Source organism: Halobaculum rubrum (genome assembly GCF_019880225.1).
Lineage (GTDB): Archaea > Halobacteriota > Halobacteria > Halobacteriales > Haloferacaceae > Halobaculum > Halobaculum rubrum.
Genome location: NZ_CP082284.1, coordinates 2,233,523 through 2,260,340, shown reverse-complemented (window position 1 = coordinate 2,260,340; position 26,818 = coordinate 2,233,523). Strand labels below are relative to the sequence as shown.

The window sequence follows — 26,818 nt, the reverse complement described above, 5'->3', positions numbered from 1 at the left end:
ATGACCGACGCGAGTTCTATCGCGACCGTCGAGCCCGTGCCGTCGACGGCGGTACGTGCCGTCCCGGCCCCGCCGCCGCTCCAGTTCGGCGGCGGGAGGGTTCGATCGGCACTGACGAGCCTTCCGGCGCGTCTGTGGCTGGCGCTCGGCGTAATCGTACTCGCCGCCTTCCTCGGCTATCTCGTCGTTCGCGTGAACCGCCGAATACTCGTCGGCGCGGGCGTCCCGGAGACGATCGAGGGGACGACGTTCGAGCGGACCGCCCGGGGGTTCGGGACGTCGACCGTCTCGCTCGTCGCGAACCTCTCGGGGTACTTCATCTTCATCCTCGGTCTCATCGTCGCGCTGACGATCGCCCGGGTGGAGTACATCACCGCCTTCTGGAACCGAACCGCCGGCTTCCTGCCGTCGCTGTTTCTCGCCGTTCTCGTGCTCATCGTCGGCCTCGTCGTCGGCGACAAGGTCGAACTGTTGATCGACGAGCGTCTGCGCGGGGTGAAGGTTCCGCAGGCCGGGATCGTTCCCTCGATCGCCAAGTGGTCGGTGGTGTTCATCGCGGTGCTGGTCGCGCTCGGACAGATCGGCGTCGACACCGCCGCGCTGGTCGTCCTCCTGGCCACGTACGGCTTCGCGATCGTCCTGTTCGGCGGGCTCGCGTTCCGGGACCTGCTCGCGTCCGGCGCCGCCGGCTTCTATCTCCTGCTCGAACAGCCGTACAGCATCGGCGATCGCGTCCGCATCGGCGACACCGACGGCATCGTCCAGGAGGTAAACGTGTTCGTCACGCACGTCGAAAGCGAGGACGCGGAGTACGTCGTGCCGAACCGACAAGCGTTCACCGAGGGCGTCGTCCGTATCCGTGAATAACGAGAACGCCGACTCGCGACGCCTCAGTTCTCGTTCTTCTCGTCGTCGCCCGTCTCCCGATCGACCGGCTCCGCCGGCACGCCGGCGACGGTCTCGCCCGGCGCCACGTCGTCGGCGACGAGGGAGTTCGCCGCCACCTGCGCGTCGGCGCCGATGTGGACGCCGGGGAGCACGGTCACCTTCGCGCCCAGCATGGCCCGGTCGCCGACGACCACGTCGCCGAGGCGGTACTCGTCCTGGAGAAACTCGTGGCACAGCAACACCGAGTCGTAGCCGACGATCACGTCGTCGCCCAGTTCGATCCGCTCGGGCCAGAACACGTCCGGCGTCGCCTCCAACCCCCACGAGACGCCGGACCCCACCGTAGCACCCAACAGACGGAGGAGCCAACTTTTCAGCCTGAGACTCGGCGAGATCCGGATCAGCCAGACGACGAGGTAGTTGAGCCCGACCCTGATCGGTGACTTGGCGTCGGTCCAGTAGCGCAGGGAGTTGTGTCCGCCCGGCGTCGGATGGCGCTCCACGCGATCGTAGCGTTCCGGGGTGCCGTCGGTGCCGCCGTCGACGGCGCCGGGGTCGTCCGCGTCGGTGTCGATCTCCTCGTCGGTGGTCACAGTGGAAGCGTCGAGACCGGCGATAATCAATCTCGTGCGTTCGAGGTCGTCCGGTCGGACCGGTGAGCGCCGGACCTGCCGTCGGACGAGGGTTCTTCACGGATGACGGGACCACCGTCGCCGTGCAGTGACTCACGCCTCGGACCGCCTCGCGAAACCGTGACGCGCGCGGTCCGAGTCCGTCCCGGCCGCGTCACGTGTTCGCAAGCAGCCAGCCGTCAGCGACGCGTCCGTCTCGCGGGCAACGCGACCGAGACGACGCGCGGGAACCGCGTCTCACTCCCCGCGCAACCGCGCCATGTGATCGATCCGTGACTGCACCAGCTCCGCGGTGCCGATGTCGTGGCGCACGTGGAACCCGTCGTCGACCATCGACAGCGCGTCCTCGGCGTCCGCCTCCGCCGCCGCGATGGAGTCGCCGAGGCCGACGACCGCGAACGAGCGCGACGTGGTCGTGAACAGGCCGTCCTCTCGCTGGTCGACGCTGGCGTAGAACAACAGCGCGTCGCCGACGCTCGACTCGTCGACCTCGATCCGTGCGCCGGCGTCCGGATCGACCGGGTAGCCCGCCGGCACCGCGTACTTGCAGACGGTCGCCTCGCCGGAGAACTCGAGGTCCGGAAGCGACTCGCCGTCGCGGGCGGCCGTCAGCACGTCGACGAACGGGGTCTCGAGAACGGGGAGCGTGTTCATCGCCTCGGGATCGCCGAAGCGGGCGTTGAACTCCACGACCTTCGGGCCGTCGGCGCCGAGCATGAACTGGCCGTACAGCACGCCCTTGTACTCGGGGAGCGCGTCGACGACGGCCTCGATGACCTCGACGGCCGCCTCGTAGTCCGCGTCGGTCATGAACGGGAGCGTCGGATCCGTGTCGGAGTAGCTGCCCATCCCGCCGGTGTTGGGTCCCTCGTCGCCCTCGTAGGCGCGCTTGTGGTCCTGGATCGCGGGCGTGGTGCGGACCTCCCCGTTCGCGACGAACGCCTGCACGGTGAACTCCTCGCCGAGGAGGCGCTCCTCGATCACCCACTCGTCCCACTCGGCGTCGAGGACGTAGTCGACGGCCGCCTCCTTCGTCAGTTGGTCGCCCGTCACCCGGACGCCCTTTCCGCCGGTGAGCCCCACGGGCTTGACAGCCACGTCGCCGTCGTACGCCTCGACGTACTCCGCGGCGGCCTCGGCGGAGTCGAACGTCTCGAAGTCCGGGGTTCCCGGAACGTCGTGTTCGTCCATGAATCGCCGTTGGAACGCTTTGTCGGTCTCGATGCGCGCCTCCTCGGCGCGCGGACCGAAGGTGTACACGCCCGCGTCGTCGAGGGCGTCGGCGACGCCCGCCTCCAGGGCCGACTCGGGGCCGATGACCGCGAGATCCGCGTCGATCTGCTGGGCGTAATCGACGACGGCGTCGGCGTCCCGTTCGCCGATCTGTTCGAAGCCGTCGGCGAGCGACGCGATCCCGGGGTTCCGGTTGCTCGCGCAGGCGTACAGCGAGGCGTCCTCAGCGACCGCACGGGCGATGGCGTGTTCGCGTCCGCCGCCCCCGACGAGGAGCACTGTCTCGGACATGCTCGATGCGATACTGCACGGGCGTGTAAGCCTTACTCTCTGAACGACACCCAGTAACCACGTTCGTGCATCATAGACCGCCGAACACGGGAGTGAGGACCCGCGGCCGCCCCGCTTATCCGTCCCGCCGCCGACCCACCGACAATGAGCGATCCGACGGCGCGGAACCGGCTGGAGGAGGAGGCCAGCCCGTATCTGCGCCAACACGCGGACAACCCGGTCCACTGGCAGCCGTGGGACGACGACGCGCTCGCGGCGGCCCGCGAGCGCGACGTACCCCTCTTCCTGTCGGTGGGCTACTCGGCGTGCCACTGGTGTCACGTCATGGAGGAGGAGTCGTTCGAGGACGACGCCGTCGCCGAGGTCCTCAACGACGCGTTCGTGCCCGTGAAAGTCGACCGCGAGGAGCGGCCCGACCTGGATCGGGTGTACCAGGCCGTGAACCAACTCGTCAACGGACGCGGCGGCTGGCCGCTCTCGGTGTGGCTCACGCCGGAGGGGAAGCCGTTCTACGTCGGGACGTACTTCCCGCGGGACGGCCGCCAGGGGATGCCAGGGTTCCTGGAGGTGTGTCGCAACATCGCGAACTCGTGGAACGACCCCGACCAGCGCGCGGACATGGAGGCCCGCGCCGAGCAGTGGACGGCCGCCGCCCGCGACGAGTTGGAATCGACCGGCGCCGGCGACGCGGACGCTCCCGACACGGCGGAGGAGCCCGACAGCGGCCCTCCGGACGCGGACGTGCTCTCGGACGCCGTCACGGCCGCGCTTCGCAGCGCCGACCGCGAGCACGGCGGCTTCGGTCGACAGGGGCCGAAGTTCCCACAGACGGGTCGCCTCGATCTCCTCATGCAGGCGTCCGCGCGCAGCGGCCGTGAGGAACCGTTGAACGTCGCCGTCGAGACGCTCGACGCGATGGTCGACGGCGGCCTGTACGACCAGGTCGGCGGCGGGTTCCACCGCTACTGCACCGACCGCGAGTGGGTCGTCCCCCACTTCGAGAAGATGCTGTACGACAACGCCGAGTTGGCGCGCGTCTCCCTCGAGGCCCACCGCCTGCTCGGCCGGCCGAAGTACGCGACCGTCGCCCGGGAGACGCTCGCGTTCCTCGACCGGGAGCTGTCGCACCCGAACGGCGGGTTCTACGGCACCCTCGACGCCGACTCAGGCGAGGGCGAAGGGGAGTTCTACGTCTGGACGCCGGAATCGGTCTCCGAGGCGCTCGCGGCCGCCGATCACGAGTTCGAGGCCGACGACGCGGAGTTGGTGTGCGATCGGTTCGGCGTCGAGTCGGGCGGTAACTTCGAGGGCGGGACGACCGTGCTCACCCGTGCGACCGCCGTCGACGACCTCGCGGAGACGCACGATCTCCCGGTCGAGACGGTTCGCGAGCGGCTGATGCGCGCGCGGACGGCGCTGTTCGACCACCGCGAGTCGACCCGCGAGCGGCCGCCGCGCGACGAGAAGGTGCTCGCGGGGTGGAACGGGCTCGCGATCTCGGCGTTCGCCGCCGCCGGACACACGCTCGACCCGCAGCTGGCGGCCCGCGGCGCCGACGCGCTCGGGTTCGTCCGCGACCACCTCTGGAACGGCGACCGCCTCAGTCGACGCTACATCGAACGCGAGGGCGACGCGGTCGGCGAGGGCGAGGTGAAGGGGAACGGCTACCTCGAGGACTACGCGTACCTCGGGCGGGCCGCCCTCGACCTGTACGGCGTCACCGGCGACGTGGACCACCTCGGGTTCGCCCTGGATCTCGGCCGGACCGTCGTCGACGCGTTCTACGACGCCGACGACGCGACGATCTACTCGACGCCGAACGACGGCGAGGATCTGGTCGTCCGCCCACAGGAACCGACCGACGCCTCGACGCCCTCCAGCCTCGGCGTGGCGACGCGACTCCTGCTCGATCTCGACCTGTTCGCGCCCGACGAGGACTTCGCCGCCGTCGCCCGCGACGCGCTGGCGACCCACGCTGACGACGTGACGACCTCGCCGTTGGAGCACGTCACGCTGGCGCTGGCGGCCGCCCGCGACCGAAGCGGCCCCTTCGAACTCACGCTCGCGTGCGACGAGATGCCCGCCGAGTGGCGCGACACGCTCGCGAGTCGCTACCTCCCGGGCGTCGTGATCGCCCCGCGTCCGCCGACTCCGGAGGGCGTCGCCGACTGGGTCGACGACCTCGGGCTCGAGGACGTACCGCCGATCTGGCGCGACCGCGGCGCGCGCGACGGAGCGCCGACGGCGTACGCGTGCCGCGACTTCACCTGCTCGCCGCCGAACCGCGACCTCCGCGCGGCGCTGGAGTGGGCCGCCGAGGAGTGACGCCCCGGCGGTCGCCGATGGCACAGATAGCGTTGGGCCCCCATGCCGAGGCGGGCACCGTCCGCGGAGCGTAACCGCTTTGCCCGGCGGCGGCGACCCGGAGGTATGACCACGGTCTGTCTCGTCGGCGAGCCCGAGACCGACCTGCGCTACGAGTTGCTCTCACGCGAGACGGCCCGCGAGGCGCTCGCGACGTACGACCTCCGGTCCCCGTTCGAGAACTCGATCGCGCTCGACACCGTCAGCCTCGGCGCCGCGGTGTCGCTGTGCAACGACCTCAACTGGTATCTCGTCCGCTTCGTCGACGAGGTGTTGATCCGGGAGCCGTCGATCACTCGCGACGAGTGGCTCTCCCGGAGACTGGCGACGGCCGTCCGCAACGACGCCGTCCGGCGCGAGGAGACCGACCGGTTCCTGAAGCTGTACGGGCTGGCGGACGGCCGGCTCGTCGAGCCGATGTACCTCGCGCGCAGCGACGACGCCGAGCTCCCGGAGTACGACCTCCGCGACGTGGACGAGACTGTCGGCGTCCGGGTCACGCGCGAGGAGTTCGACGACTGAGCCGGTCCACCGACGAGGGGCGATCCGCCGTCGTCCTCAGTCGTACAGCCCGGTGGACATGTAGCGCTCGCCGGAGTCCCAGAACACGGTGAGCACCAGCGGGTCGTCGCCGGCGACGCCGACGCGGTCGTCCGAGCGCGGCTCCCAGCCGTCGACCGCCACGTCGCGGTAGCCGGGGTCCTCGCCGGCGGCGAACGCCTCGGCAACGTCGCGAGCGCGGACGTTCGAACCGCCCGAGGACTGCCCGACGAGGATCCCCTCCTCGCGGGCGAGGCGCCGACACTCGGCCTCCGCTTCGTCGAGTCCGACGGTGAGGACGCCGTCGAGCAGATCCGTGTCGAGGTTGGGACTGACGAACCCCGGACCCATCCCCTGGAACGAGTCCGACTCCGGCTCTTCGCCCGACAGCACCGCCGAGTCCTCGGGTTCGACGGCGACCACGTCCATCCCGGGGAATGCCTCGCGCAGGCGGCGTCCGATACCGGAGATCGTTCCGCCGGTGCCGACGCCGGCGACCAGCGCGTCCGGCTCGCGCCCGTCGAGCTGGTCGAGGATCTCGACGCCGGTGGTCTCGTAGTGCGCCGCCGGGTTCGCGCCGTTCTCGAACTGCCGGAGCTGGACCATCCCCTCGGCCTCCAGCTCGTCGGCGCGCGCCTTCGCGGCGTCGATGTCGCCGTCGACGAGCTCCAGGTCGGCGCCGTAGGCGGCCATGATCTGCCGTCGTTCCTCACTTTTCGAGGCCGGCATCACGACGGTCACGTCGTACCCCTTCGCGGCCCCGACCATCGCGATACCGATGCCGGTATTGCCGGAGGTCGGCTCCACGAGCGTGTCGTCCGGCTCCAGCGTTCCGTCGTCCTCGGCGCGCTCGATCATCCGCATCGCCGGGCGGTCCTTCGCGGATCCGCCCGGGTTTCGCGACTCCAGCTTCGCCGCCACGGTCGCGCCGGGCGGCGAATCGACCTCGACCAGCGGCGAGCCGATGGTGTCGACTACCGAATCGTCCATACCCGCGGTACCGGCGTGACGCGTAAATGCTCCCGAGTCGGCGGCAAGCCATCTGGCGGTCGCCGCGCACGAGCGCACGGCCGAGCCCGGCGGCTCCACGCTCGACCTGCCGGCGGCGTCGCGCTTAACCCGGCGTACGACCCATCGACGCACATGAGCACAACGCTTTCGACGATGGAGTTCGACACAGCCACCGACATCGACCCGGACGTGGCCGCGGCGCTCGGCGCCGAGGGACTGACGTACAAGGTGTGGGGCGGCGACTGGTGTCCCGACTGCACGCGGCAGCTCCCGGGGTTCGCGGCCGCGCTCGACGCCGCGGGCGTCCCCGCCGACCGGATCGAGCAGTTCCCGGTCGAGAACGTCGACGGCGAGAAGCGGGGACCGGGGATGGACGAGCACGGCGTCGAGTACATCCCGACGGTGATCGTGTTCGACGGCAGCGGGGTCGAGGTGGCCAGGTTCGTCGAGTCCGCCGACACTGACATCGCCACCTCCCTCGCGCGCGAACTCGCGGACGGCTGAGCGCTAGCTTGCGACCGTCACGAAGGTTCTTATCAGAGACGGGAGCCAGCCACCGCGTGGTCTGACGACGACCGCGCGGCGGGCAGCGAAACTCCCGGCGACGCCGCCGCGCGCGACGGCCGTCGCCGGGTGTACGCTACCGACAGATGTCGAGCGACCGCGCTTCTCAGAACGTCGAGAGTTCGCCCTCGATGACGCGGCGGGTCACGTCGGTGACGTCGGCGAGTCGCTCGTCGATGATCGCGGTCGCCTCCTCCTCGATGTCCGCGACGGCGACGCCCTCCGCGGTGACGACCTGCGCGTCGGCGACGTGGGGCTCGTCGATCGGGCGGCCGATCTGCGAGAGCAGACGGACCTGCAGGTCGCGGATGCCGTCGACCTCCTCGACGACGGCCTCCGCGATCTCCGTCGAGAGGAGGTTGTATATCTTCCCGATGTGGTTGACGGGGTTCTTGCCGGAGGTCGCCTCCATGCTCATCGGCCGGTTCGGCGTGATGAGCCCGTTCGCGCGGTTGCCGCGGCCGACGGAGCCGTCGTCGCCCTGCTCGGCGGAGGTGCCGGTCGTCGTCAGGTAGATCGACCCCGCCTCCAGGTCGTCGGCGGTGTTGACGGCGACGCTCACCTCGCGGTCGGTGTAGCTCTCGGCGAGATCCGTAACGTACGCCTCGACGCGCTCGGTCGCCTCGCGGTAGTCGTCGATGCCGTCGATGTACGTGTCGACCATCGCCGCCGCGACCGTGATGTCGATGTGATCGCCCTCGCGCTTGCCCATGATCTTCACGTCGGGGCCGATCTCGGGGTGTTCGTCGTGGTACGGCCCGTTGAGCGCGCGCTCCGCCTCGCGGACGATCCGCTCGGTCTCGGTCAGCGGCGCGTGGCCGACGCCGAAGGAGGTGTCGTTCGCCATCGGCACCTGCGCGCCGTCCTCGCCGAAGACGTCCTGGAGGTCGCCCGACCCCTCACCGAGCTTCACGTCGACGATGACGTCGGTGCCGACCTCCAGCTCCGGGATGTGCTCGCGGAGGTACTCCCGGGCGGATTCCAGCGCGACGCGGCCGACGGGCAGCGTCAGCTCCCGCCCGTCGTCGGTCTCGTACTCCTTCGTCGCGCGGCCGACGATGAGCACGTAGATCGGGTCGATCACCTCGCCGCCGCCGTAGGAGGGTGCCGCGGTGCCGGCGACCAACTGGGTCTCGTCGGTGTTGTAGTGGAGCACCTTGCCGACGCGGTCCAAGTACAACTGAGAGAGGCCACGCGAGACTGCCTCCGCGATGCCGTCGGAGATCGAATCGGGATGGCCGATCCCCTTCCGCTCGACGATCTCTACCTCGTGGTCCTCAACTGCCCGCCGGTCGAGTTCGGAGACCTGAATGTTCCTCATTAGTCGGTGGGAGGAATTCGGTCGCAGTATAACTTGCGGAAAGAGTTCCGAACCAGTCGATTACTCTGAGGAATTGTTCGGCAGGTCTTGCGACTGAAGCAGGAGCCCGAGGTACGAAGTTCGGATCTGATCGTCGGGATCGAGCCCCAGCTTACGGAGGGCCGCGTACGCGCCCTCGCGAGCCGACTCGATCTCCGCCTCCGTCGCCTCGCGCTCCACTTCGACGAACTCGCCGACGCGGGCCACGTCGTCGAGCGTGACGGTGTAGCCGTCGACCGAGAAGGACTCACGGTCCTTCTCGACGGTCGCCGCGGGCGAGAAGCCGAGCCCCCCGAAGAGACCTTCGGCGGCGTCGCCGTCGACGACGGCCGTCTCGAACTCCTCGCGCGTCTTCGACTCGGCCTCGACGAGCGGACCCTTGTAGGTGATCTTCGTCTCGGTGTCCCCGTCGCCGTCCCCATCTCCATCCCCGTCCGCGGCGGCTCCCGGTTCGTCGTTGCCGGCTGCGTTCGTGTCCCCGGCGACGGTTTCGCGCCGGATCCGGAGCGCCTCGTCCGTTTCGGCGAAGTCGCGATGCGGCGCGTCGTAGTAGGTGTCCACCTGTCGAACGCGCCGGACGCGGGTCGCGTCGATGTCCGCGAGTCGGGCGCGGATGCCGTCGTGGTCGGCGGGGACTTTCACCTCCACCTCGTACATGCGACCGGGGTGGGGACGGCCGAGCAAAAGGATGGCGTGTCCGCGGAGACGCCCTCCGGCGGGTCGCCGCCCGATACCGCCGTCCTCGTGGAGTTCGCCCGTCCGGCCGAAACGTGACTGTTAAGAAGCGCACGAGCGACGATGCGCACATGAGCGAAGAAGAGCAGGCCGAGGCGGCTGACGCCGCCGACGCCGGCGATGAGGCGAGCGAGGACGCAGTCGACACCGAGGAGTCCGACGAGGGTATCCAGAACGGGGACTTCCTCCGGCTGGATTACACCGTCCGCACCGTTCCCGGCGAGGAGGAGGACGAGGGCCGCGTCGTCGACACGACACGCAAGGACGTCGCCGAGGAGGCCGGCATCGACGACGACGAGCACGACTTCTCCCCGCGCATCATCGTCGTCGGCGAGGGGCACGTGTTCGACGCCGTCGACGAGGACCTCGTAGGCAAGGCCGTCGGCGACTCGAACGTCGTCACCGTGCCCGCCGAGGACGGGTTCGGCGAGTTCGACCCCGACGACGTGCGCACCGTGAGCGCCGAGAAGATCCCGGAGGACGACCGCTACCCCGGCGCCCAGGTCACCATCGACGGCGAGCAGGGCTACGTCGAGACGGTCATCGGCGGGCGCTCGCGCGTCGACTTCAACCACCCGCTGGCCGGCGACGACCTCGAGTACGACTACGAGATCCTCGAGCTCGTCGACGACGACGAGGAGAAGGCCGCCGGCCTCATCGGCATGTACCTCCAGGAGACCCCCGAGGTCCGCATCGAGGAGGAGACCGTCGAGGAGGAGGTCACCGTCGAGGCCCACGAGGACGAGGAGACGGGCGAGGTCGATCGCGAGACCGAGCTACGGGAGGTCGACAGGCGTACGCTGTACATCGAGGCGACGCCGATGATGCAGATGAACCAGCAGTGGATGTTCTCGAAACAGCAGATCGCACAGGACATCATGGGCCGTCTCGACCTCGACCGCGTCGTCGTCGAGGAGGTCATCGACGGCTCCGGCGGCATGATGGGCGGTATGGGCGGCATGATGGGCGGCATGGGCGGCGGCGGAATGGGCGGCGAAGACATCGAGGAGGCCCTCGACGACGTGGACATGGACGACGTCGACGTCGACGCCGACGAGCTCGTCGACGAGCTCGAGGACGCCGACGAATAACGCGCTCGCGCCCTGCGAGCGACCGCACCCGACTCGTCGCACGGGTGCGGGCGGCTGTGCGCCGGTGTGCCGGTTCCGAATCGACACCGATTACTTGCGGTTCGTCCATCACCCGATAGATGGATCTCTCCGACGCGCGCGAGGACCTCGCCGTCGCCGCGGCGGCCGCGCTGGGTGCGCTCGCACTGACGCTCGGTCTCGATCTTCTCGCGGGCGTGTCGGTGTCGACGCCGGCTCGGCTCGCCCCGGTGGTCGTCTACTTCGCGTACCTGTTCACCAGAAAGGGCGGCCCCTACGGCTCGTTCGACACCCCGCGCAACTGGACCGTGCTGGTGGTCGTCGTCACCGTCGCCGCCGCCGGCTACGCGATCGCGACGTGAGACGGCCGTCCGCCGGCGACGTATCGATCCCGTGTACTCCGTGAGCGACTGCTCGCTCCCGCAGTTCCCCAGCCGCGGGGCTTAACAGCGATCGAACCCAAGCCGAGCTATGAGCATCGAGACCGACGCGCCGGAGGCGCCCGCGACAGACGACGCCGTCGAGGCGCTGGCGACGGAGCTCGGCGCCGCGATCGCCGACTCCTCCACGTACCGCCGGTTCGAGGAGGCGAAGGCGGCCGTGCAGAACGACGAGGAGGCCCAACGGCGCATCTCCGAGTTCGAACAGCTCCGTCAGGAGTTCGCGATGGCCAAGCAGGCCGGACAGGCCGATCAGGAGACGATGGAGAAGGTACAGGCCGCCCAACAGGATCTGCACTCGCTGTCGGTGATGCAGGAGTACGTCGAGGCGCAAGACGAGCTACGGGACCGCCTCGAAACGCTGAACGAGGCGATCTCCGACCCGCTCGCCGTCGACTTCGGCGGCGAGGCCGGCGGCTGCTGTCACGACTGACTCCCGGATCGCCACGACCGCACCGCCGGCGCCGGACCGGTGGTTGCCGGCCGTGTCCGTGTTCCCGTTCGTCCGTTCGCTCGGTTCCCGAACAGCGACAGCGTCGCGAGGGTTGAAACCGGATGCCGACCCAGTCGGCCCATGCTCGCGGTCACCGGCGGGAAGGGCGGCACGGGAAAGACGACGACCGCGCTCGGGTTGGCTCGCGCGTTCGGGAGGGCCGGGACGCCGGCGATCGCGGTCGACGCCGACTGGGATCTACCGGATCTGGGCGCGGTGGCCGCAGCGGATCGACGGGTCACGTATCCGGACCGAGGCGACGACGACTCGCCGCTGGCTGCCGCGGTCGCCGACGCCGTCGCGCCGGCGGTCCGGGTCCTCCCGGCGCCGACCGACGGTCGCGACCGCGATCGCCGGGGAGCGCTCCGGGCGGTTGCCGCATCCGCGCCGGAGGAGCCCCGTGTGCTCGTCGACTGCCCCGCTGGGGCCTCCCCGGACGCGGTCGCGCCGCTGCGCGTCGCCGACGGGGCGCTGCTCGTGACCGAGCCGTGCGCGGCGGCCCTGCGCGACGCCGCGAAGACGGCCGCCGTCGCCCGGCGGCTGGGCACGCCGGTCGTTGGCGCCGTCGTGACGAGAGCGGCCGCCGTTCCTGCGGGTGTGGGCGATCTCCTTGGGTGTCCGATCGTCGCACGGGTCCCCCGCGCATCGGCACCGCACGAGCGGGAGGAGAAGGGGAACACGGGCGGATCCGGCCCCGTGCTCGGGGACGAGCGGGTCGTCGACGCGTACACGCGCGGTGCGGATACGGTGGCCGGGTGGGGTCCTGGTGAAATCTGCCCGACACGAGCGTGAGAAACGGTTATATCGCGCCGGACCGTCATCCGATCGCATGGCGGATCGACTTCCGACCGGGATCGACGTGCTCGATCGCCGTCTCGACGGCGGGATCCCGGCCGGGAGCATCGTGCTGTTCTCGGCGTCGCCGGCGAGCCAGTCGGAGCTGCTGCTGTACGAGCTCACGGACGCGCGCGGAACGCTGTACCTCACGACGCTGCGCTCGGACCAGGCCGTCGAGGACGCGCTCGAACGGACGAAGTCGCGGGTCGGCACCCCGACCGTTCGCGACATCGGGGGCGACGCGCCGCTCGACGCGGCCAATCGGCTCGTCAGCGCGCTCCCCGAGAACGCGAACCTCATCGTCGACGTCGCCGACCCGCTGGAGCGGGCCGACCGCTCGCGGTACCGGCGCTTCCTCACCGAACTGCAGACGGCGATGGTCAACACCGAAAGCGTCGCGTTCCTCCACGCGATGAAGCAGGACGACGAGCCGCGCAACCGCGCGATGACCGAGCACGTCGCCGACGTGGTGTGGGACCTCGACACCCAGGTGCGCGGCTCGGACGTGGTCAACAAGCTCGCCGTTCCGAAGTTCCGCGGCGGCCGCGCGCTCGACGAGACGGTGAAGCTGAATCTCGAGGAGCGTGTCGCCATCGACACGTCCCGCGATATCGCGTAGTCGTCGCGTCTCACTCGCAGCGTCGTCTCGTTTCGGGTGTGTTTTTGAGCCGACGCCCCCGCTCTCGGGTATGGTCTCGTTGTTCCCCGCGATCGGGCTCGCGCTCGTCGGGACTGCCGTCGTCTGGGTCGCCGGCGGCCGGCTGGAGTCCGCGAGCGAACGCCTCGGCGCCCACTACGGGCTCCCCGCCGTCGTACAGGGCGCCGTCATCGCCGCCGTCGGCTCGTCGTTTCCGGAGCTGACGAGCGTCGTGGTGTCGGTGCTGTTGCACGGCGACTTCGACCTCGGCGTCGGCGCCATCGTCGGCTCGGCCGTGTTCAACATCCTCGTCATCCCCGGCTGGAGCGCCCTCCGCGGTCGGGGGTTGCGGGCGGACCGCGACGTGGTGTACAAGGAGACCCAGTTCTACATGCTCGCGGTCGCGGTGCTGCTGCTCACGTTCTCGCTGGGCGTGATCTACGCCCCACAGCCTGTCGCCAATGGACTCACGTCGACGCTCACGCGGCCGCTCGCCCTCATCCCGCTCGGGCTGTACGCGGTGTACCTCTTCATCCAGTCGCAGGACGTGTCCGATTTCGACGCCCCCGAGGTCGACGACGTGAACGCCGCCCGCCAGTGGCTGTTCCTCGCCGGATCGCTCGTCGCGATCGTCGTCGGCGTCGAGGCGCTCGTGCAGGCCGCGCTCTCGCTGGAGGCGGCGCTGGGCGTCCCCTCGGCCGTCTGGGGGCTCACCGTCGTCGCCGCGGGGACCAGCCTGCCGGACACGGTCGTGTCGGTACGCGCGGCGGAGGCCGGTCGCGGGCCGACGAGCCTCGCGAACGTCCTCGGGAGCAACACCTTCGACCTGCTCGTGGCGGTCCCCGTCGGCGTCCTGCTCGTTCCGGGCGGCACCGTGGCGCTGGACTTCGGCACGGCGGTCCCGATGATGGGCTTTCTCACCGTCGCGACGATCGGCTTCCTCGTCGTCACGCGGACCGACCTCGAACTCGACCGTCCCGAAGCGATATCGTTGCTCGGGCTGTACGGCGTCTTCATCGGGTGGATGGTGCTGGAAACGCTCGGCGTGACGGCGCTGGTCCCGGGCATCTGAGTCGGCACGGACCGTTTGCTACAGCAGTCGGCCCGCCGCGACCGGGACGACCGCGCCGCCGACCTCGACCGCCGGATCGCCGTCCGAATCCCGCTCGGCTCGCAGTCGAAGCCGCGACGGGCGCCCCATCTCGTACCCCTGCTCGACGGTCGCGGCGACCGGCCCGTCGCCGAGGTATCGGTGTTCGAGCAGCCACCCGGCGAGACAGCCGGCGGCCGACCCGGTCGCGGAGTCCTCCGGAACGCCCGCCCAGTCGGCGAACACCCGGCCGTGAAGGTCGCCGCCGTCGACGCCGCCCCGGGCGAAGACGAGGACGTTGTGGCCGCCGTACTCGTCGATGAACTCGCCGTACGCGGGCTCGGTCGTGGCCGCGCGCTCGACCGCGTCGACCGACGCGAGCGGGACCACCAACGTCGGGAGCCCGGTCGACACCGACCGCACCGGGTGCTCGGCGTCGACCTCGGCGGTGTCGAGACCGAGCACGTCGGCGGCGATCCCGGCGGGCACCGTCTCGCCGAACTCCGGCGGGATCTGACGCATCCAGTACTCCTCGCGAACGTGACTGCCGTCGTCGCCGTCGGCCCTGCCGGCGCCGTCGCCATCGGACCCCCCGTCGTCGACGCGTTCGACCCACACGTCGATCGGGCCGACGCCGAGGTTCAGCGTCAGTTCGTCGCTGGCGCGGCCCGTCGGGGCGTCGTCGGCGGGGGCGGCCGCCGCGTCGTCGGCGTCAGTGTCGCGATCGCCGTCGACCAACTCGCGCAGCACCGCCGCGGTTCCGAGCGTCGGGTGGCCGGCGAACGGGAGCTCCTCGGCCGGGTCGAAGATGCGGACGTCGTAGCCGCCCTCGGTCGTCCCCTCGACGAACGTGCACTCCGAGAATTCGCTCTCGCGAGTGAGCGCGAGCAACTCCTCCTCGGGGAGGTCCGCCGTGTCGTGGAACACGGCGAGTTGGTTGCCGGTGAAGCGCTCGCCGTCGCGGGCGAACACGTCCACCACGTGGAACCGGTGACCGGTCATGTCGACGACTGCGTCGGGGACCCTGAAGGGCGTATCGACGGCGTGCGAGGCGTTCGCGTGGGAGCCGCCGGAGCGCGTCGCTTAACCGCCTTCGGTAGTTATCAAGGTGCAATGAGTCAGCGGAGCGAGGGCGACCTCACCAAGACGGGGATGTCGCTCAAACACGACCGCGAGTGGGACTACGAGCTCGACCGCATCGTCGAGGCGGTCGAGGAGCGCGACGCCGACAAGGTCGGCCTCCAGTTCCCCGAGGGGCTGAAGCGCCGCGCGCCCGCGGTCGCCGACGACCTCCGGGAGCTGACCGACGACGTGACGTACCTCATCTCGGGCCAGCCCTGCTACGGCGCCTGCGACCTCGACACCTACCTGATGCGCCGGTGTGACGTGTTCGTCCACTTCGGCCACTCGCCGATGAAGGAGTCGGACAAGATCATCTACGTCCCGCTGTTCTCCAACGTCGACCCCTACCCGATCATGGAGGAGTCGCTCGCGGAACTGGAGGACCCCGAGGACGACCCCGACGTTGGGCTCGTCACGACCGCCCAGCACATGAACCTCTTCGGCGACATGGTCGACTGGCTGGAGGAGCGCGGCTTCGAGGTCCACACCCGCCGCGGCGACGACCGCCTCACACACGAGGGGCAGGTGCTCGGCTGCAACTACGCCAGCGCCGACATCGACGCCGATCAGGTGCTGTACATCGGCGGCGGGAAGTTCCACCCGCTGGGCCTCGCGATGGAACACCCCGACAAGACGGTCGTCATCGGCGACCCCGTCAACAACGTCGTCACGATCGCCGACACCGAGAAGTTCCTGAAGCAGCGCTACGGCGCCGTCCATCGCGCGATGGACGCCGACACCTTCGGCGTCATCTTCTGCACGAAGATCGGCCAGGGCCGCTGGGAGAAGGCCGAGGAGATCGTCGAGGAGAACGACAACGCCCACCTGCTCACGATGGACGAGGTGACGCCGGACCGCCTCCGCAACTTCGACTTCGACGCGTTCGTCAACACCGGCTGCCCGCGGATCACGACCGACGACGGCCCGCAGTTCCACAAGCCGATGCTCACGCCCGGCGAGTACGAGATCGCCGTCGGCAACGAGCCGCTGGAGGACCTGGAGTTCGACACCTTCCACGGCACCTGGTAGGGGCGGCGGGGTCGACCGTCCGCCTTCGGTCACCGGTTCCGTCCCGAGTGCCGTTCCGGTGCGCGATCACGACAGCGATCGCCGACCGCCCACCGCAAACTATTCACCGCGAGCGAGACCTCTCCCGACGATGCCCTCCACATCGAAGCCCTCCCCGAGTAGCGCCGCCAGCGCCGTCGTCGCCGTCGCCGTGACCGTCGCGCTGGCTGTGGTCGCCGCCGGCGTCGCGGCCGCACAATCCGGTGCAACTGACCCGCGGTCCTCGCTCGACTTCGGGACCAGGCTCACGGTGAGTTTCGGCGCCGGATTCGTGATCAACCTCCTCCTCGGCGGCGCGCTCGTCGCGTTCGGGCCGGAGTACGCCGCGCGAAAGCTCGACGAGTTCCGCGACGATCCCGGCGAGACGGTCGTCTGGGGCCTGATCGTCGGGATCGGCGTCCCGATCGCGCTGGGGATCTTGGCGATCACGATCATCGGGTTAGTGATCGCCATCCCCGGAGCGCTCGTCCTCGCGGGCGTCGGGATCGTCGGCTCGGCCGTGATGGTCGGCGTCGTCGGCAGTTTCCTCACACACGGGGGTGACCCTGATGGGACGGCGGTGCTGGTCGGCGCGCTCGTGTTGGCGCTGGCGACGGCGATCCCGGTGCTCGGCGGCCTGATCAACTGGCTCGTCACCCTCCCGGGCGTCGGAATGGTCGGCCACGACCTCTATCGGTCCTGGCGCGGTTGAACGGGTCGACGCCGGCGACACAGACGACATCGGTTCGTAACCATCGTGACCCCCGGCGCCTCAGTTCGCGGACCGACCGAACGTCTGCGCGTCGACCAGCGCCACGCACTCGGCGATGTTGTCGCGCATCGCCGCGAACTCGAGCGTTCGATGCGTTCCCGGAGACATGTTCGTGTCAGTGGAGTGCTTCGACATATGCTTTCGGGGGATGGTAGCACGGCGGATTGTTATCCGGACGCTGTGTCGCCGGTAGTCGAACGCTTCCGGAATCGCCGGTAGCCAACGCTTCCGAAAGCGAGACACACGGGAGTCACCGGGGCCGCACTCCAACGAGCCGCGGCTGCGGCGAGTCGACAGGCCTTACCGGTCATACCCGGAAGCGGGAGCCATGAGCGACGCGAACGACCCGACGATCACGTCCGACTGGGGCGACTGGCTCCCGCGAACGATCGAGGCCGCCGAGCCCGACGGCGTGGCGGTCTGGTACCTCGGCTGCAACGGCTTCGTCCTGAAGGGCGCAAACGAGACGAGCCTCTGGATCGACCCGTACGTCGGACTGGGCGACCCGCCGCGCACGGTCCGGATGACCCCGGTGCCGTTCGACCCCCGGGACGTGTACGACGCCGACGCGGTGTTTTCGACCCACGAGCACACCGACCACACGCACGGCCCCTCGCAGGCGCCGATCCTCGCGAACTCCGGGGCCGACTTCTACGCCGCCGACGACTCTCTCGAAGTCACGGACGACGAGGGCTGGACCGACAACTGGGACGTCGACGACGAGCAACTGACCGAGGTCGAGGAGGGCGACTCGTTCTCCGTCGGCGGCTTCGACATCGACGTGGTTGGGGTCGCGGACGCCGATGCGACGCATCCGGTCGGCTACGTGATCCGGTACGGCGACACGACCGTCTTCCACGGGGGCGACACGAAGCCCCACGACGGCTTCGCCGACCTCGGGGCCGAGTACGACATCGATCTGGCGGTGGTCGCGTTCGGATCCGTCGGGCGCGTCCCGGACAAGCGGACGCGCGAACCGCAGCGTACGCGCTGGTACTGCGACGAGAACCAGGCCGTCGAGGTCGCCGAGGCGCTGCGGGCCGACCGCATGCTCCCGAGCCACTGGGACATGTGGAAGGGGCTGACGGCCGACCCGACCGCGCTCCACGAGCACGTCCGCGGCTTCGAGTACCCCGAGCGCCTCGACGTCGTCGAGATCGGCGACCGGCTCGACCTCTGAGAAACATCCGCGACGCCCGTCGCGTGTCGACACCCGCAAACCCTCAGGATTTTTCACGCCATCCCGACAGTCGGACATCATGGACCACGCCCTCGCAGTCGTCGGACCGACCGAAACCGCGAAGACGCTGACGCTGGAGGCCGGCGAGCTCGCCGCCGGCGTCGACGCCGACCTCACGCTGTTGTACGTCGCCGACGAGGACGAGTACGACGAACGGCGCAAGCAACTCGCGGAGGTGACCCGGGGTGAATCCACCTACGGCGTCGGTCAGGCCCTCGAAGGGGCTCGGGCGTACGCCTCCGACATCGGGCGCGAGGTGCTGGAGGACGTCGACATCGAGTACGAGGCCGTCGGCATGGTCGGCGACCGGGCCGAGACCGTCCTGTCGGAGGCGCGCCGGCGCGGCTGCGATCACGTCTTCATCGCCGGGCGCAAGCGCTCGCCGACCGGCAAGGCGCTGTTCGGCGACGAAACCCAGCGTATCATCCTCGAGGCCGACATGCCCGTCACCGTCGTCACCGCGTAGCGCTCACGGGGGCGACATCCGGAGCGGACCGCCGCCGGCATGTATGGCGACGCCGGCAGCGGACTGAAGCGATCTCCGGACCTCGACGAGTCGGACCGCGCGGACCGCTGTGCGACGGCCTCGCGGCCTGTCGATGCGATAATCGGCCCGGTGAATTTTTATACTGTACTCGGCTCGATGTACCCATGAGTAAGGGGCCCGATGCTACAGGCGTCGTCACCGTCGAGGAGGACGGCGTCACCGTCGAGAAGCGATTCACCGCCGACGAGTTCCCCGTCCCCGCGATCGAGTTCACCCTCCGGTCGGACCGCGAGGGCGCGACCGAGTTCCGCCTCGTCGACGAGATCCCGGAGGACTTCCCGATGGATCGCATCGGCTTCCACCCGGAGTTCGAGTCCGAACACTGGACGGCGTATCAGGACCACCGCGTCGAGTACCGCCGCCGGCTCGACGCCGGCGAGGAGGTGGTCACGGTGTACGGGATCCGAACCGACGACCCCGCCGAGGGCGACCGCTTTCTCGGGGCGCCCACCGTCGCCGAGGTGTCGGAGGACGACGACCCCGTCGGCGACGTGGCCGACGTGATCGGCGACGACTCCTCGCAGGCCGTCCGCGACGTGCTCGCCGGGGACGACGCCGACGACGAGGCCGCTGACGACGAGGGGTCCGACGGGCTCGACCTCGCCGGCGCCGAATCGGACCTGGGCGCCGGGGAGGCGACCGACCCGCTCGCGCCGGACGCGAGCGACGACGAACTCGCCCAGAAGGACGAGCGGATGGACGAGGAGTCCCCCGAATCCGTCCTCGACGACCTGACGGGCGACGAGGGAGGCGCCGACGGCTTGGACGCCGAGAGCGTGGACGACGATCCGGCCGTCGAGGACGCGGTCGGCGACGACGCGGGCGGCGACGACGTGGACGACCCCGACGGACTGCTCGATCTCGACCCGGACGAGGACGGCGAGGGGGCGTCCGACATCGACGGCGAGTCCGGCGACGACGACCACGGCGTCGAAGCCGGCGCGGACAGCCCGCTGGATCTCGACGACGAAGCGGCCGACGATGGCGAGAACGACCTCGACGGGGAAGCCGCCGACGACGGTGTCGACACGGCGGAAGGCCACGGCGATCCCGACGACGGGGCCGCCGCGATCGCGGACGACGAAGCGTCCGAGACGGACTCCGTCGTCGGCACGGACCACGGCATCGACGAGGGTGACACCGACGAGGTCGACGCGGACACCGATGAGACGGAGCGACCCGCCGGAGCTACCGCAGGAACGGGCGCCGCCGGGGTCGCCGCCGGCGGCGTCGCCGCGGCGCTCGCCGAGGAGCTTCGCGCCGGCAGGGTCTCCGAGGAGGACCGCGAGGTGCTCAAGGAGGAACTGGAGCTCGATCACTCGACGAGCGTCGACGCCCGCATCTCCCGGCTCCAGTCCAAGGTCGAGGACATGGCGGCGTACTCGGACGCGCTGGAGGAGTTCGTCGACGAGAACGGCCTCGCCAGCGAGTGGATGGACGGCCTGCAGGCCGACCTCGACGAGTTGACCGACGACATCGCGGACACCCGCGAGGAGGTCGCCGACGCCGCCGACGAGCGCGCGTCCATGCGCGACGATGTCGAGTCGGTTCGGGAGGACGCGTCGGCCGCCAGCGAGGACGCGGCGGCCGCCCGCGAGGAGACGGATTCCCTCCGCGAGGAGGTCGACACGCTGCGCGAGGACGTCGACGAGTTGGGCGACGAGGTCGGCGACACCGCCGAATCGCTCGAGGATTCGCTCGACGAGGTCCGCGCCGACCTCGACGAGCTCTCCGAGGAGGTCGCCGACGAGGACGAGGCCGTCGCCGAGGTGCGCGACGAGCTGGCGTCGCTGGGCGGGGAGGTCGAGTCGGTCTCGGCGCTCGTCGACGACGAGCTGTCCGAGATGCGCGCGGAGCTGGAGGAGGTCCACGACGACCTCGAGGAGTTCGAGGAGTTCCGGACGCGTCTGTCCTCGGTGTTCGGTCCCGGCGGCGCGGCCGGAGGCGACGGAGCCGACGACGAGGAGTAACACGGGGTCCCCTCCCGGAGGTCCGACGACCCGCATCGGGGTCGGCCGGGGCGTGCCGGAAACGCGCCGCTTTTGCACCGGGGTCACCACCCTCCGTCAATGAGCAGACCCGTCTCCGTCGCGGTCCCCCGGAAGGGGCGACCGCTGGAGGCAGCGCTGGAGCGGCTCGCGGCGGTCGGCGGCGACGACGCGACGGCGCTGGCCGACGACGTGTCCTCGACGCTTCGGTACGAGAAAGCGATCACCAAAGGCACCGATCGCGACGAGCGCGGCGTGTACGACCGGCTCGCAGCCTACAGCGATCCGGATGGTCGCGGTCCCGAGTACACGCTGGTGCGAGACGACCGCGAGGGACACCCGCGTCGCATCGTCTTCGATTCGGCGCCGATCGCGATCGACGGCCGCGAGGTCCGCCTCGTCGGTCGCGAGGAGCCGTTCCGCGCGCTTCGCACCCACGAGTTCGCCCTGGGGTTCGACTCCGCGGACCTCGTGTTGGAGGAAGTCGTGGGCCTGAAGCCCGAGGGCATCTCCGACCTCGCCGACGTGAACGCCCGGATCGACCCCCGAGACACCGACGTGCGCATCGCGACCGGCCTGGGCGACACTGTCCGACACACCCTGATGGCGACGCCCGAAACGCTCCCGGCCGGCGCCGACCTCGACCGCTCGTTCGTCGCCGACTACGAGGGACCGCTGTGTATCTCGCCGCGCTACGAGCGGCTCGTGGAGGCGGTCCTCGGCACCGACGCGCTCGACGGGGTGGAGTTCGTCTATCCCGACGCCGGACGGGAGGAGGAGGCGGCGATCGCCGACACGGGCCTCGGCATCTACCTCACCGTCACCGGTGGAACCGCCCGGGAGTACGGGCTCGTGCTCGGCGAGGATCTGTTCCCCAGCGAGACCGTCCTGATGGAAAACGAGGCGGAGGCGACGCGTGCGACCCGGTCGCTCGAGATCGCGCTCGCCAGCGGCGTCGACACCGCGCTGGCGCCCGAGTGAGTCGCCCGGGCCGTACGGCATCACCCGACACCGTTCCCGAGTCCTCCTCCCGGAGTCCGTCGACAACGCTCTCGCCGTGTGCTTCGGACACAATGACCACTATTATGTAGTCTGAATAATAGCTATGGTATGATGACAAGTCGTCTCCCGCACGTTCTGTACGTCGATCCGGGCGACGGGAGCCGCAACCGGGTCGCGGACGAACTGGACCGGGACCTGACGGATGCGACGGTGACGAGCGTCGCGTCCACGGACGGGGCGGTCGGCGCGGTTACCGACGGTCCGGAGGTCGATTGCGTGGTCAGCGCGTTCGAGCTTCCGGACGGGAACGGGCTCGATCTGCTCGCGGAGGTGCGCGCCGAGCGCGACGGGATCCCGTTCGTCCTGTTCACCGACGCAGGGAGCGAGAGACTCGCGAGCGACGCGATCTCGGCGGGCGTCTCCGAGTACGTCCGAGCGGACCGCCCCGATCCCTCCCGGACGCTCGCCCGGCGCGTTCGCGAGATCCTCGACAGACACGGGTCCGACTGCGCCGCGGACGCGGACGCCGGACCGCACCGACTGCTTGTTGACCGGGCGGATCAGCCGATGGCGGTGCTGTCGAACGGGCGGCACCGAACAGCCAACGACGCCTATTCCGACCTCGTTGGTCTTCCCCGCCAGCGGATCCTCGGGTCGACCGACGCCGACCTGTTTCCGTCTGACGTGTCGGATGCGCTCCGGGACCACGGCGACCGTGCCCTCGCCGACGGCGAGCGACACGAGCACCGCATCGAGGCGGACGTGAACGACGAGACGCGCGTCCTCGACGTCGTCCACGTCCCGGGAAACGTGGCGAACGGCCGTCCGATGGTCGGTCGAACCGTCAGAGACGTGACTGACTGGGTCGATCGCGAGCGGATGCTCCGTACGGAGCGAGACCGACTCGAGGCCCTGTCGAGCGCGGTTGCCCACGACGCGCGAAACGCCATCCAGATCGTCCGCGGCCGAGCCCTCCTCGCCGAGGAATCCCTCCCCGCCGACGCCGACGAGCCCGCGGAACACCTGTCGGCGCTGAGCGTCGGCGTCGACCGACTGAACGAACTCGTCGAGTCGCTGGAGTCGCTACGCAGCGTGAGCGACCCGGTCACCGACCCCGTCCCGGTGTCGATCGGCGAGGCGGCGCGGGACGCGTGGGCGACGGTCGCCGCACCGGATGCGACGTTGCGGGTCCGAGCCGACCCGATGATGCTCGGCGACCCCGCGCGGGTGCGAACGCTGCTCGAGAACCTCTTCAGGAACAGCGTCGAGCACGCTTCGGGGACGAACCAGCTCCGAGCCGAACCCGCCGCGGAGCCCGTCGACGGCGAGAGCTCGCGCGGGGGCGACGTTGGCTCCGACTCGAACCCGACGAGCGAGCATGCGAACCCGTCGGTGACCGTAACCATCGACGCACTCGGGGACGCCCGCGGATTCGCGGTGAGCGACGACGGAAACGGGATCCCCGAAGCCGAACGAGAACGCGTCCTGGAGTTCGGCTACTCCCTGAACGGCGGGACGGGACTCGGCCTCGGGATCGTCTCGGGGATCGTCGACGCCCACGACTGGCGTGTCGACCTCTCGAGATCCGAGTCCGGCGGCGCACGTTTCGAGATCCGCCAGGGGACGCTCGATTCGTTCGTCTCCTAGCATCGGGCGACAGTCGTCTCGGTACTGTGAGTCGACCGCACGGTTGGGCTGCCAGACCGATTCTATATCGCGAAATACAGTTTATTTGTCGCTGTCGGGGCAGGGATCTGTTCGAGAGACGACGACGCGATCTCCGGTCCGATCGTCAGACTAACGCCGGGACCGCAGGTAGCGAGTGCCATGTTCGAGTCACTGTTCGCGGACGGCAGACAGCCGGTGATCGGGATGGTCCATCTCCCGGCGCTCCCCGGAGCACCGAAGTACGACGGCGATCGCGAGACGATACTTGAGACGGCCGAGCGCGACGCGCGCCGGCTCGCGGCGGGCGGTGTCGACGCGATCATGGTCGAGAACTTCGGCGACGCGCCGTTCTATCCTGACGACGTGCCGAAGCACGTCGTCGCGAGCATGACCCGCGCGACGCGGGCGGTCGTCGAGGTTACGGACGTGCCGGTCGGGGTGAACGTCCTCCGCAACGACGCGGACGCGGCGCTGTCGGTGGCCGCGGCCGCCGGCGGCGACTTCGTTCGTGTGAACATCCACACCGGCGCCCGCGTGACCGACCAGGGCGTCATCGACGGGTCGGCCCACGAGACGATGCGCCTGCGCGAGCGGCTGGACGCGGACGTGGCGGTGCTCGCCGACCACGACGTGAAACACTCCGCGCCGATCGCCGCCCGGGGGTTCTCCGCCGAGTCCGTCGCCGACGGCGTCGAACGCGGACTCGCCGACGCCGTCGTCGTCAGCGGGAGCGGCACCGGTCACGAGACCGAGCGCTCGGACCTGAAACACGCCGTGGATCGCCGGGACGCCAACGACCTCGACACGCCGATCCTGGTCGGCAGCGGCGTCACCGCAGACACCGTCGGCGACATCCTCGAACTCGCCGACGGCGTCGTCGTCGGCACGGCGCTCAAGGAGGACGGCGACGTGGGCAACCCCGTCTCCGAGGCCCGCGTTCGGGAGCTCGTCGAGGCCGCCCGGCCGTGAACAGCCTCGGGGTCAAGCCCCGAGGCACTCGCCTTGCTTATCCGTAGACAACCGCGGGAGTGAACCGCCGATCGGGGACTACCGCTCAGCGAGGAACGTCTCGACCTCCCTCCGGGTCGCCAGCCCGCCGCGAGCACCCTCCGCCGTCACGTTCAGCGCGGCGGCGGCCGCGGCGAAGCGGCCCGCCTCGCGAGCGTCGACCCCGCCGAGCACCCAGCGGTCGATCAACGCCGCCACGTAGGCGTCGCCGGCGCCCGTCTCGTCGACGACGGGAACCTCGAACGCCGGCAGGTCGTGGAACCCGTCCTCGTCGCCGAGGACGGCCCCGTCCGAGCCGGCCGTGACGGCGACCCGACGCGCGCCGCGAGAACGGAGTTCTTCGGCCGCCTCGCGACCCGTACAACCGAGGTACGGCTCGGCGGCGACCGCGCCGACGACGAACAGGTCTGCCGCGTCGACCCACCGGTCGATCGTCTCCTCGCGCGCGCCGCGGCCGGCCAGCTCGGCGAGCGGCCCCGACAGGTCGAAGACGAACGGCGGCGCATCGTTCCGCCCCGCGAGATCGAGCGCGTCGCGGTGGACGGGATCGGGGTTGTAGGCGGTGAGAAACGCCGCGTCGGCGTTCGTGAGAGACGATCGATCGGCGTCGGTCAGCCGGAGTCGTTTGGCGGAGTCGCCGGCGGTCACGATGCTTCGTTTCCCATCGCCGTCTCGGAGTATCACGCAGTGCGTACTCGTCTCGGGCTTCTGTCGGACGCGGCTGTCGTCGATCCGGCTCGCGTCGAGATCGGCGACGATCCGGTCGCCCACGTCGCCGTCGCCGATCCGAGCGATCAGCCCGGCGGCGCGACCGAGACGGCTGCTCGCGAGCGCGACGTTCGCGCCGACGCCGCCGAACGCCTCGACGATGTCGTCCGCGTATGCGCCGCCGTCCGGCTCCGGAATGTTGGAGACGCGGTACGTTCGGTCGACGGTCGCCGCGCCGACGGTGACAACCTCGGGGGCGGTCGGGGCAGGTCCATCTGCCGGCGCCCCGTCGTCGGGCGCGTCTGTGGGAGCGTCAGCGGCGAGTGCCCCCTCGGAGTCGCCCGCGGCGTCGCGGCCGGTCATCTCACTCCTCGACCAGCGGGAACTGTGCGAGGCGGGCGGCCGCCATGCCGGTCAGCCCCCGCGCGGTCACCGAGTCCGTCGACCGCTCGCGGTGGCCGACGACCATTCCATCGAAGTCGGTGACCGGAACGAACCGCACATCGGTTCCTTCGGGGCCGACCTCGACCAGACAGTACCCCTGCGGGAACGAGCACGTCGTCGGCATCATCAACTCCCGGACGGACCCCTGGAGAGCGGCCGAGGGCATGTGCAGGTGCCCGGTGAGCAACAGCGGCGCGTTGTGGCGTTCGAGCGTCTCGACGAACGGCTCCGGGTCGTCCATCTCCGGGGGGACGAACATGTCCGGCTCGGCCAATTCGCGGTGCTCGTGCACCTGCTCGGACATGGCGGGGAGGTTGTGGTGTGCGAGCACGAGCGGCGTGTCGGCGTCCGCAAGCATCGCGTCCAACTCGTCGAGTTGGCCGTCGGGAACGGTCCCCGCGTGCGAGTTGTAGAGCCACTCCTCGGTTCCCGCCGTGTTGACGCCGATCACGTCGATCCCGCCGACTTCGACGTGAAACGGAAAGCCCTGACCGTCGGGCGTGTATCGCGCCTCGAACTCGGCCATCGGGAGGTTCTCGTGGTCGTACCCCTCCTTGGGCACGTCGTGGTTGCCGGGGATCGAGTAGAAGGGGGCGTCGAGGTCCGTCGCGAGCTCGTCGAACCGGTCGAAGTTCCACGGCTCGCCGTCCTTCGTGATGTCACCGACACACAGCGTCGCGTCCACGTCGCGGCCGGCGATATCCGCGACGGCGGTGGCGACGTGCTCCTCGGTGCGGTCGAACAGCTTCGAGGTGCCCGTTTCCTCGGTCGAGAGATGCGGGTCGGCGATGACGGCGACGCGCGTCCGTTCGTCGGTGGACGGCTGGTCGAGCGAGGCCATCAGCGAGCCCTCGGGGGAGCCGGACCTGTCGAGCGGTGTACCCATATCGGTGGCGTGGGACACCCGGTTCAAAACGGTCCCGGTCCCGGGCGTTCGCGAGCGGACCGATCGCACCGGGTTCGCCGTGTGAGTGTATATAATGGACGATACGTGAAAATGCAGATGTGTGGAATAGAGAGCGATCTGTGTGCCTATATATACACATAG

Annotated in this window: 26 protein-coding genes; 18 read left to right on the top strand and 8 right to left on the bottom strand. The window is 69.9% G+C overall.

Annotated features, from left to right (window positions below; translation table 11 throughout):
• On the top strand, positions 1-867 hold the full coding sequence (locus tag K6T25_RS11660; protein WP_222914271.1) for a mechanosensitive ion channel domain-containing protein: 867 nt from the start codon (positions 1-3) through the stop codon (positions 865-867).
• Positions 868-890: 23 nt separating this feature from the next.
• On the opposite strand, the gene K6T25_RS11655 is transcribed toward K6T25_RS11660, so the two are convergent.
• Together K6T25_RS11655 and purD are read right to left on the bottom strand one after the other, a co-directional pair.
• The gene (locus K6T25_RS11655; protein WP_222918023.1) at positions 891-1,463 is read right to left on the bottom strand and encodes an acyltransferase; all 573 of its coding nucleotides are present in this window, start codon (positions 1,461-1,463) and stop codon (positions 891-893) included.
• Between the two features lie 294 nt (positions 1,464-1,757).
• Positions 1,758-3,044, bottom strand: coding sequence for a phosphoribosylamine--glycine ligase (gene purD / locus K6T25_RS11650; RefSeq protein WP_222914269.1), 1,287 nt, complete (start codon positions 3,042-3,044; stop codon positions 1,758-1,760).
• Positions 3,045-3,188: 144 nt separating this feature from the next.
• Here purD and K6T25_RS11645 point away from each other — a divergent pair, with 144 nt between their 5' ends.
• Together K6T25_RS11645 and K6T25_RS11640 are read left to right on the top strand one after the other, a co-directional pair.
• Entirely contained in the window at positions 3,189-5,369 is a 2,181-nt protein-coding gene (locus tag K6T25_RS11645) for a thioredoxin domain-containing protein (protein WP_222914267.1), read from the top strand.
• Between the two features lie 105 nt (positions 5,370-5,474).
• A complete protein-coding gene (locus tag K6T25_RS11640; RefSeq protein ID WP_222914266.1) occupies positions 5,475-5,930 on the top strand; it encodes a DUF5804 family protein in 456 nt (151 codons plus the stop codon).
• 36 nt (positions 5,931-5,966) lie between these two features.
• Here K6T25_RS11640 and K6T25_RS11635 read toward each other — a convergent pair whose 3' ends face one another.
• Positions 5,967-6,938 carry a PLP-dependent cysteine synthase family protein gene (locus K6T25_RS11635; protein WP_222914264.1) on the bottom strand — a complete coding sequence of 324 codons (972 nt, stop codon included), beginning with the start codon at positions 6,936-6,938 and terminating at the stop codon, positions 5,967-5,969.
• Positions 6,939-7,091: 153 nt separating this feature from the next.
• Between K6T25_RS11635 and K6T25_RS11630 the strand changes: the two genes are divergently transcribed.
• Complete coding sequence (locus K6T25_RS11630; RefSeq protein ID WP_222914262.1) at positions 7,092-7,463, top strand: TlpA family protein disulfide reductase; 372 nt, start codon at positions 7,092-7,094, stop codon at positions 7,461-7,463.
• A gap of 166 nt (positions 7,464-7,629) precedes the next feature.
• Here the strand turns inward: K6T25_RS11630 and K6T25_RS11625 are convergent, their stop codons facing one another.
• Both K6T25_RS11625 and cyaB read right to left on the bottom strand, forming a co-directional pair.
• A complete protein-coding gene (locus K6T25_RS11625; RefSeq protein ID WP_222914261.1) occupies positions 7,630-8,844 on the bottom strand; it encodes a methionine adenosyltransferase in 1,215 nt (404 codons plus the stop codon).
• A 60-nt stretch (positions 8,845-8,904) separates the two neighbouring features.
• Complete coding sequence (gene cyaB, locus K6T25_RS11620; protein ID WP_222914259.1) at positions 8,905-9,540, bottom strand: class IV adenylate cyclase; 636 nt, start codon at positions 9,538-9,540, stop codon at positions 8,905-8,907.
• 149 nt (positions 9,541-9,689) lie between these two features.
• Between cyaB and K6T25_RS11615 the strand changes: the two genes are divergently transcribed.
• The 6 genes from K6T25_RS11615 (at position 9,690) to K6T25_RS11590 (ending at position 14,206) form a co-directional block, all read left to right on the top strand.
• Positions 9,690-10,709, top strand: a complete 1,020-nt coding sequence (locus K6T25_RS11615) for an FKBP-type peptidyl-prolyl cis-trans isomerase (protein ID WP_222914257.1) — start codon at positions 9,690-9,692, stop codon at positions 10,707-10,709.
• 119 nt (positions 10,710-10,828) lie between these two features.
• Entirely contained in the window at positions 10,829-11,089 is a 261-nt protein-coding gene (locus tag K6T25_RS11610; protein WP_222914256.1) for a DUF8049 family protein, read from the top strand.
• A gap of 109 nt (positions 11,090-11,198) precedes the next feature.
• On the top strand, positions 11,199-11,600 hold the full coding sequence (locus K6T25_RS11605) for a YlbF/YmcA family competence regulator (protein WP_222914255.1): 402 nt from the start codon (positions 11,199-11,201) through the stop codon (positions 11,598-11,600).
• A gap of 141 nt (positions 11,601-11,741) precedes the next feature.
• Positions 11,742-12,452, top strand: a complete 711-nt coding sequence (locus K6T25_RS11600) for a MinD/ParA family ATP-binding protein (RefSeq protein ID WP_222914253.1) — start codon at positions 11,742-11,744, stop codon at positions 12,450-12,452.
• 37 nt (positions 12,453-12,489) lie between these two features.
• Positions 12,490-13,116, top strand: coding sequence for an RAD55 family ATPase (locus K6T25_RS11595; RefSeq protein ID WP_222914252.1), 627 nt, complete (start codon positions 12,490-12,492; stop codon positions 13,114-13,116).
• 70 nt (positions 13,117-13,186) lie between these two features.
• Positions 13,187-14,206 (top strand): sodium:calcium antiporter, encoded by a 1,020-nt coding sequence (locus K6T25_RS11590; protein ID WP_222914250.1) that lies wholly within the window; start codon positions 13,187-13,189, stop codon positions 14,204-14,206.
• An 18-nt stretch (positions 14,207-14,224) separates the two neighbouring features.
• On the opposite strand, the gene K6T25_RS11585 is transcribed toward K6T25_RS11590, so the two are convergent.
• Positions 14,225-15,226 carry a PhzF family phenazine biosynthesis protein gene (locus tag K6T25_RS11585; RefSeq protein ID WP_222914249.1) on the bottom strand — a complete coding sequence of 334 codons (1,002 nt, stop codon included), beginning with the start codon at positions 15,224-15,226 and terminating at the stop codon, positions 14,225-14,227.
• A 111-nt stretch (positions 15,227-15,337) separates the two neighbouring features.
• Between K6T25_RS11585 and dph2 the strand changes: the two genes are divergently transcribed.
• The 8 genes from dph2 to K6T25_RS11545 all read left to right on the top strand — a co-directional run bounded on the left by dph2 (position 15,338) and on the right by K6T25_RS11545 (position 24,579).
• Positions 15,338-16,375: a diphthamide biosynthesis enzyme Dph2 gene (dph2, locus tag K6T25_RS11580; protein ID WP_222914247.1), complete on the top strand. Its 1,038-nt coding sequence runs from the start codon at positions 15,338-15,340 to the stop codon at positions 16,373-16,375.
• 130 nt (positions 16,376-16,505) lie between these two features.
• Positions 16,506-17,105: a DUF8173 domain-containing protein gene (locus K6T25_RS11575; RefSeq protein ID WP_225917739.1), complete on the top strand. Its 600-nt coding sequence runs from the start codon at positions 16,506-16,508 to the stop codon at positions 17,103-17,105.
• A 388-nt stretch (positions 17,106-17,493) separates the two neighbouring features.
• Positions 17,494-18,345: an MBL fold metallo-hydrolase gene (locus K6T25_RS11570; RefSeq protein WP_222914246.1), complete on the top strand. Its 852-nt coding sequence runs from the start codon at positions 17,494-17,496 to the stop codon at positions 18,343-18,345.
• Between the two features lie 79 nt (positions 18,346-18,424).
• Positions 18,425-18,871 carry a universal stress protein gene (locus K6T25_RS11565; protein WP_222914245.1) on the top strand — a complete coding sequence of 149 codons (447 nt, stop codon included), beginning with the start codon at positions 18,425-18,427 and terminating at the stop codon, positions 18,869-18,871.
• A gap of 185 nt (positions 18,872-19,056) precedes the next feature.
• On the top strand, positions 19,057-20,922 hold the full coding sequence (locus K6T25_RS11560) for a midas domain-containing protein (protein ID WP_222914243.1): 1,866 nt from the start codon (positions 19,057-19,059) through the stop codon (positions 20,920-20,922).
• 99 nt (positions 20,923-21,021) lie between these two features.
• Positions 21,022-21,921, top strand: coding sequence for a phosphoribosyltransferase HisG-related protein (locus K6T25_RS11555; protein ID WP_222914241.1), 900 nt, complete (start codon positions 21,022-21,024; stop codon positions 21,919-21,921).
• 129 nt (positions 21,922-22,050) lie between these two features.
• Positions 22,051-23,589, top strand: a complete 1,539-nt coding sequence (locus K6T25_RS11550) for an ATP-binding protein (RefSeq protein WP_222914239.1) — start codon at positions 22,051-22,053, stop codon at positions 23,587-23,589.
• A 180-nt stretch (positions 23,590-23,769) separates the two neighbouring features.
• Entirely contained in the window at positions 23,770-24,579 is an 810-nt protein-coding gene (locus K6T25_RS11545; protein WP_222914237.1) for a BtpA/SgcQ family protein, read from the top strand.
• Positions 24,580-24,657: 78 nt separating this feature from the next.
• Here K6T25_RS11545 and K6T25_RS11540 read toward each other — a convergent pair whose 3' ends face one another.
• Both K6T25_RS11540 and K6T25_RS11535 read right to left on the bottom strand, forming a co-directional pair.
• Positions 24,658-25,689, bottom strand: a complete 1,032-nt coding sequence (locus tag K6T25_RS11540; protein WP_222914235.1) for a carbohydrate kinase family protein — start codon at positions 25,687-25,689, stop codon at positions 24,658-24,660.
• Between the two features lies 1 nt (position 25,690).
• Positions 25,691-26,656: a metallophosphoesterase family protein gene (locus tag K6T25_RS11535; protein ID WP_222914233.1), complete on the bottom strand. Its 966-nt coding sequence runs from the start codon at positions 26,654-26,656 to the stop codon at positions 25,691-25,693.
• Positions 26,657-26,818: the final 162 nt, after the last annotated feature.